This is a genomic window from Caballeronia choica (genome assembly GCF_001544535.1).
GTDB lineage: Bacteria > Pseudomonadota > Gammaproteobacteria > Burkholderiales > Burkholderiaceae > Caballeronia > Caballeronia choica.
On record NZ_FCON02000098.1, the window covers coordinates 21,813 to 27,812 of the forward strand.

The 6,000-nt window shown below is 61.8% G+C and carries 7 protein-coding genes; 6 read left to right on the plus strand and 1 reads right to left on the minus strand.

Annotated elements, in window-relative coordinates:
- Positions 1–163: 163 nt before the first annotated feature.
- From ppsA to AWB68_RS30205, 3 genes are all read left to right on the plus strand, one after another.
- Positions 164–2,581: a phosphoenolpyruvate synthase gene (gene ppsA / locus AWB68_RS30195; RefSeq protein ID WP_087647988.1), complete on the plus strand. Its 2,418-nt coding sequence runs from the start codon at positions 164–166 to the stop codon at positions 2,579–2,581.
- Positions 2,582–2,681: 100 nt separating this feature from the next.
- Positions 2,682–3,110, plus strand: coding sequence for an NfeD family protein (locus AWB68_RS30200; RefSeq protein ID WP_087647989.1), 429 nt, complete (start codon positions 2,682–2,684; stop codon positions 3,108–3,110).
- Between the two features lie 18 nt (positions 3,111–3,128).
- Entirely contained in the window at positions 3,129–4,064 is a 936-nt protein-coding gene (locus tag AWB68_RS30205) for an SPFH domain-containing protein (protein WP_087647990.1), read from the plus strand.
- Positions 4,065–4,144: 80 nt separating this feature from the next.
- Here AWB68_RS30205 and smpB read toward each other — a convergent pair whose 3' ends face one another.
- Complete coding sequence (gene smpB / locus AWB68_RS30210) at positions 4,145–4,594, minus strand: SsrA-binding protein SmpB (RefSeq protein WP_087647991.1); 450 nt, start codon at positions 4,592–4,594, stop codon at positions 4,145–4,147.
- A gap of 134 nt (positions 4,595–4,728) precedes the next feature.
- Between smpB and AWB68_RS30215 the strand changes: the two genes are divergently transcribed.
- From AWB68_RS30215 to AWB68_RS47005, 3 genes are read left to right on the plus strand one after another with little or no spacing between them, the layout of a single operon-like run.
- The gene (locus AWB68_RS30215) at positions 4,729–5,166 is read left to right on the plus strand and encodes a type II toxin-antitoxin system RatA family toxin (RefSeq protein WP_087647992.1); all 438 of its coding nucleotides are present in this window, start codon (positions 4,729–4,731) and stop codon (positions 5,164–5,166) included.
- Positions 5,163–5,492 (plus strand): RnfH family protein, encoded by a 330-nt coding sequence (locus AWB68_RS30220; RefSeq protein ID WP_087647993.1) that lies wholly within the window; start codon positions 5,163–5,165, stop codon positions 5,490–5,492. The genes AWB68_RS30215 and AWB68_RS30220 overlap by 4 nt, the downstream gene beginning before the upstream one ends.
- Positions 5,468–5,932 carry a hypothetical protein gene (locus AWB68_RS47005; protein WP_125483087.1) on the plus strand — a complete coding sequence of 155 codons (465 nt, stop codon included), beginning with the start codon at positions 5,468–5,470 and terminating at the stop codon, positions 5,930–5,932. Before AWB68_RS30220 ends, AWB68_RS47005 begins: the two co-directional genes overlap by 25 nt.
- Positions 5,933–6,000 lie beyond the last annotated feature (68 nt).

The following is a 6,000-nucleotide window of genomic DNA, read 5'->3' on the forward strand; positions in this document are numbered from 1 at the left end:
GATCGCGTCGACGCGTTTCCTGGCCCGCATTTTTGACCGCGCCGGACTATTTTGCGATAGCTCATCAAACAGGTTGTGCAAGGTGCGGCGCGCGCTTCCAATGAGCGCCGCCGCATGAGAGCCCGCTTGCATGATCGTGAATTCCATCCACCTAGGGGCTTGTATGACTAACGCAGTCAATGTTGCGAAGGACGTCGCAAAGGATCAGGCGTATGTAGTTCCATTCGAGCAGTTGCGAATGACCGATGTCGATATCGTCGGCGGCAAGAACGCGTCGCTCGGCGAGATGATCAGCCAGTTGGCGGGTGCCGGCGTGCGCGTGCCGACGGGTTTCGCCACCACGGCGCTCGCCTTTCGTGACTTCCTCCAGCACAACAACCTGACCGAGCGCATCGCAAAGCGCCTCGAACTCTTCGACGTCGACGACGTGAAGGCGCTCGCCGAAGCGGGCAAGGAAATCCGCCAGTGGATCGTCGACGCGCCGATGCAGCCGCGCCTCGAGGAAGAAATCCGCCGGGGCTTCGAAACGCTGCAGAGCGGCTCGCCCGAGGAGCTTTCGTTCGCCGTGCGTTCGTCGGCGACCGCCGAGGACTTGCCGGACGCATCGTTCGCGGGCCAGCAGGAAAGCTACCTGAACGTCGTCGGCGTCGAAGACGTGCTCGACCGCATGAAGCACGTGTTCGCGTCGCTCTACAACGACCGCGCCATCTCCTATCGCGTCCACAAAGGCTTCACGCATGCTGAAGTCGCGTTGTCGGCGGGCGTGCAGCGCATGGTCCGCTCGGACGTGGGCGCGGCGGGCGTCATGTTCACGCTCGACACCGAGTCGGGTTTCAAGGACGCCGTGTTCATCACGTCGAGCTACGGTCTCGGCGAAACGGTCGTGCAGGGCGCCGTGAACCCGGACGAGTTCTACGTCTTCAAGACCACGCTCGCGCAGAACAAATATCCGATCATCCGCCGCTCGATCGGCTCGAAGCTCATCAAGATGGAATTCACGAAGGCCGGCGAGGAAGGCCGCGTGAAGACCGTCGACGTGGCGCACGAGCAGCGCAACCGCTTCTCGATCACCGACGAAGACGTGATCGAACTCGCGAAGTACGCGGTCATCATCGAGAAGCACTACGAGCGTCCGATGGACATCGAGTGGGGCAAGGACGGCCGCGACGGCAAGATCTTCATCCTGCAGGCGCGCCCCGAGACGGTGAAGAGCCAGGCGGCCGGCAAGGCCGAGATGCGCTTCAAGTTGAAGGGCCAGTCGAACGTGCTCGCGACCGGCCGCGCGATCGGCCAGAAGATCGGCGCCGGTCCGGTGCGCGTGATCCAGGACCCGTCGGAAATGGAGCGCGTGCAGCCGGGCGACGTGCTGGTCGCCGACATGACCGACCCGAACTGGGAGCCTGTGATGAAGCGCGCGTCGGCGATCGTCACGAATCGTGGCGGCCGCACCTGCCACGCGGCGATCATCGCGCGTGAACTGGGCGTGCCGGCGGTCGTCGGTTGCGGCGATGCCACCGACGTGCTGAAGGAAGGCGCGCTCGTGACGGTGTCGTGCGCGGAAGGCGACGAAGGCAAGATCTACGACGGCCTGCTCGAAACCGAAGTGACGGAAGTCCAGCGCGGCGAACTGCCCGAGATTCCGGTCAAGATCATGATGAACGTCGGCAATCCGCAGCTTGCCTTCGACTTCTCGCACTTGCCGAACGCCGGTGTCGGTCTCGCGCGGCTGGAATTCATCATCAACAACAACATCGGCGTTCATCCGAAGGCGATTCTCGAATATCCGAATGTCGCTGCGGACCTGAAGAAGGCCGTGGAAAGCGTGGCGCGCGGTCATGCGTCGCCGCGCGCGTTCTACGTCGACAAGCTCACGGAAGGCATCGCCACGATCGCGGCGGCGTTCTATCCGAAGCCCGTCATCGTGCGTCTGTCGGACTTCAAGTCCAACGAGTACAAGAAGCTGATCGGCGGTTCGCGCTACGAGCCGGACGAAGAGAATCCGATGCTGGGCTTCCGTGGCGCATCGCGCTACATCGCCGACGACTTCGCCGAAGCGTTCCACATGGAGTGCATCGCGCTGAAGAAGGTGCGCGAGGAGATGGGTCTGGACAACGTCGAGATCATGGTGCCGTTCGTGCGGACGCTGAAGCAGGCGGAGCGCGTGGTCGGCCTGCTGGAGAAGTTCGGCCTGAAGCGCGGCGTGAACGGTCTCAAGCTGATCATGATGTGCGAAGTGCCGTCGAACGCGATCCTCGCCGAAGAGTTCCTGCAGTTCTTCGACGGCTTCTCGATCGGCTCGAACGACCTGACCCAGCTCACGCTGGGTCTCGACCGCGACTCGGGCATGGAACTGCTTGCCGTCGATTTCGACGAACGCGATCCGGCTGTGAAGTTCATGCTCAAGCGCGCGATTGAAACGTGCCTGCGGCTTAACAAGTACGTCGGCATCTGCGGGCAAGGTCCTTCGGATCACCCGGACCTTGCGGAATGGCTGGCGAAGGAAGGCATCGCGTCGATGTCGCTGAATCCGGATACGATCATCGAGACGTGGCAGACGCTGGCGAAGGCGCTGGCGAAGTAAGCAGGAATCGCGGGCAGCCGCTCGATCGGAGCACGTTTCGAGATGGCTGCCGTGCTATAAACACCCCGGATATCCGGGGTGTTTTCGTTTGGAGACTGGCATGGCCGCAAGCGGACTTTTCTGGTGGATCGCAGCCGGCGCGCTCGTGGTGATGGAGTTGTTCACGGGCACGTTCTATCTGTTGATGGTCGCGCTCGGTTTCATCGCGGGCGGGCTCGCGCATTGGGCGGGCGCGCAACTCGCGGTCGAGCTCACGGTGGCCGCGGCGGTTGCGGCGGTCGCCGTCGTCGTGCTGCGCCGTTCGCGGTTCGGAAGCTGGAAGCGTCGCGATGCGTCGCGCGATTCCGGCGTGAATCTCGACATCGGCGAGACGCTGCAGGTGAACGAATGGCACGACGGCCACGCGCGCGCGATGTATCGCGGTGCGGAATGGGACATCGAACTCGCGCCCGGCGAGACCGAAGGCGCGCGCTGGTACCAGATCATGGCGTTGCAGGGCAACCGCCTCGTCGTCGCGGCGAAGCGTTAAATAACAAGGAGTGGTGAGATGGATGTAACTATCGTCGGGGCAATCCTGCTGTTGATCGTGATCGTGATCGCCGGGAAGACCATCAAGATCGTGCCGCAGCAGCACGCGTGGGTGCTGGAACGGCTCGGGCGCTATCACGCGACGCTCACGCCCGGTCTCACGATCGTGCTGCCGTTCATCGATCGCGTCGCCTACAAGCACGTGCTGAAGGAAATCCCGCTCGAAGTGCCGAGCCAGGTCTGCATCACGCGCGACAACACGCAGTTGCAGGTCGACGGCGTGCTGTACTTCCAGGTCACCGATGCGATGAAGGCGTCGTACGGGTCGAGCAACTTCGTCTACGCGATCACGCAGTTGTCGCAAACCACGCTGCGTTCCGTGATCGGCAAGCTCGAACTCGACAAGACTTTCGAGGAACGCGACTACATCAATCACAGCATCGTCACGGCACTCGACGAAGCCGCGTCGAACTGGGGCGTGAAGGTGCTGCGCTACGAGATCAAGGACCTCACGCCGCCGAAGGAAATCCTCCACGCGATGCAGGCGCAGATCACCGCCGAGCGGGAAAAGCGCGCAGTGATCGCGGCATCGGAAGGGCGCAAGCAAGAGCAGATCAATCTCGCGTGGGGCGCGCGCGAGGCGGCGATCCACAAGTCGGAAGGCGAGCGGCAGGCGGCGATCAATCAGGCGCAGGGGCAGGCGTCGGCGATTCTGGCGGTTGCCGAGGCGAACGCGCAGGCTATCGAGAAGGTCGGCGCCGCGATCCAGACCGGTGGCGGCATGGAAGCGGTGAATTTGAAGATCGCGGAACAATACGTCGGCGCGTTCGGCAACATCGCGAAGCAGGGCAATACGCTGATCGTGCCGGGCAATCTGTCGGACATGAGTTCGATGATCGCCTCCGCGCTGGCGATCGTGAAGGGCGACGGCGGCAGCGTGATCCGCAAGGGCTGAGGCCGCAAATGGCCCATGACCAAAGACAAACGGGGCGTCGATCGTGAATCGACGCCCCGTTTTTCATGTGACGCGCCCGCCTATCGAGTGGCCGTGCGCATGATGCGTGCCTTTTCGCGTTCCCAGTCGCGCTTCTTTTCCGTTTCGCGCTTGTCGTGCATCTTCTTGCCCTTGGCGAGCCCGATTTCGCACTTCACGCGGCCGCCTTTGTAATGAAGATTGAGCGGCACGAGCGTATGGCCGCGCTGCTCGACCTTGGCGATCAGTTTCGAAATCTCTTCCTTGTGCAGCAGCAACTTGCGCGTGCGCACCGGATCGGGATGAATATGGGTGGAGGCTTCCGGCAGCGGGCTGATATGCGCGCCGATCAGGTACAGCGCGCCGTCCCGGATCATGACGTAGCCTTCCTTGATCTGCGTGCGGCCGGCCCGGATCGCCTTGACTTCCCACCCCTCAAGCACGAGCCCGGCCTCGTAGCGATCTTCGATGAAGTAATCGAAGAAGGCTTTTCTGTTGTCGATGATGCTCATGAATGGAAAGTGCCCAACTCGTTTAAAATCCTGATTTTAGCAGCGCGGCGTCGGACGGGGCTGAACCCGGCCGGATAAAGGTCTGATGAAGCAGGCCGCGATGCTTTCCACTCTTGCCACGTGCTGCGCCCTTTATGGCAGATGTCCAGAAAACCGTATTGATCCGCCACTCGGCGGAACAGATGTTCGACCTCGTCACCGACGTCGCCGACTACCCCAATTTCCTGCCGTGGTGCGGCGGCGTCGAGGTTCGCCGTCAGGACGAGACCGGCATGGAAGCGAAAATCGACATCAACTTCAAGGGAATCAAGCAGCACTTCGCGACGCGCAACACGCAAAAGCGGCCGGGCAGCATCGATATGGAGTTCATGGACGGCCCTTTCAAGAAGTTCACCGGCTACTGGCGTTTCACGCCGCTCAGGGCCGACGCCTGCAAGATCGAGTTCGCGCTGCATTACGAGTTTTCGAACGTGATCATCGAGAAGATCATCGGGCCGGTGTTCAGCCATATCGCGAATACGTTCGTCGATTCGTTCGTGAAGCGCGCCGACCAGAAATACGGGAAGGCATGACGATGCGCGTCGACGTGTGTTATGGCTTGCCCGAAGGGCGGAGTTTTCTGGCGACGCTGGAGTTGCCCGAAGGGACGACGGTGCAGCAGGCCGTCGATGCAAGCGGCGTCTTGCAGCGTCATCCGGAAATCGATCGCGCCCGGCTCAGGACGGGCGTGTTCGGCAAGATGAGGCCGCTCGACGCCGTGCTGGCCGACTTCGATCGCGTGGAAATCTACCGGCCGCTGGAAGTCGATCCGAAGACGGCGCGTCAGCGGCGCGTCGAGAAGACGCGCAAGGCGGGATCGATCGAAGGCCGGCGGTGGCAGTCGAAGGATTTCAGATAACCGGGGGGTTTTTGCCGCTGGCGCTTGGGGTTGGGTTGGGTTGGCGTTTACGCCGTTTGGTGTTGATGCGCTTCCATGCAACTTGCTTTGTTTTTGGTTTATTTGCTCTGCCCCTGTCCGGGGCGGGACTCACTTTCTTTGCTGCTGCAAAGAAAGTAAGCAAAGAAAGCAGCCTTCCAACGCCAATGCTTGCCATGCGCCTCCAGACCGCTCCCTCGGAGTGGTCCAACCGGGGGAGTGTCGTTAGCGGGGTTTCACCGTTGTTGGCATGTAGAAAAGGCGCGCACGTCGCACCGCAATACAGAGTGGATCAGCAGTCATACATCCGTCTAAGCACTGCGTGCCCGACGACAGGTCTACCGGGCGGTGGTGAAATTGAAGCATGCGGCAAGCAAGAACGTGGGATGGTGATGTCGCAACGGGGTTTCGGTTTTGCCTGACGGGTGAGCGCGTAGCGCGAGGCTGGATGGATGACTGCTGGTCCACTTCGTTTAGCGGCGCGACGTGC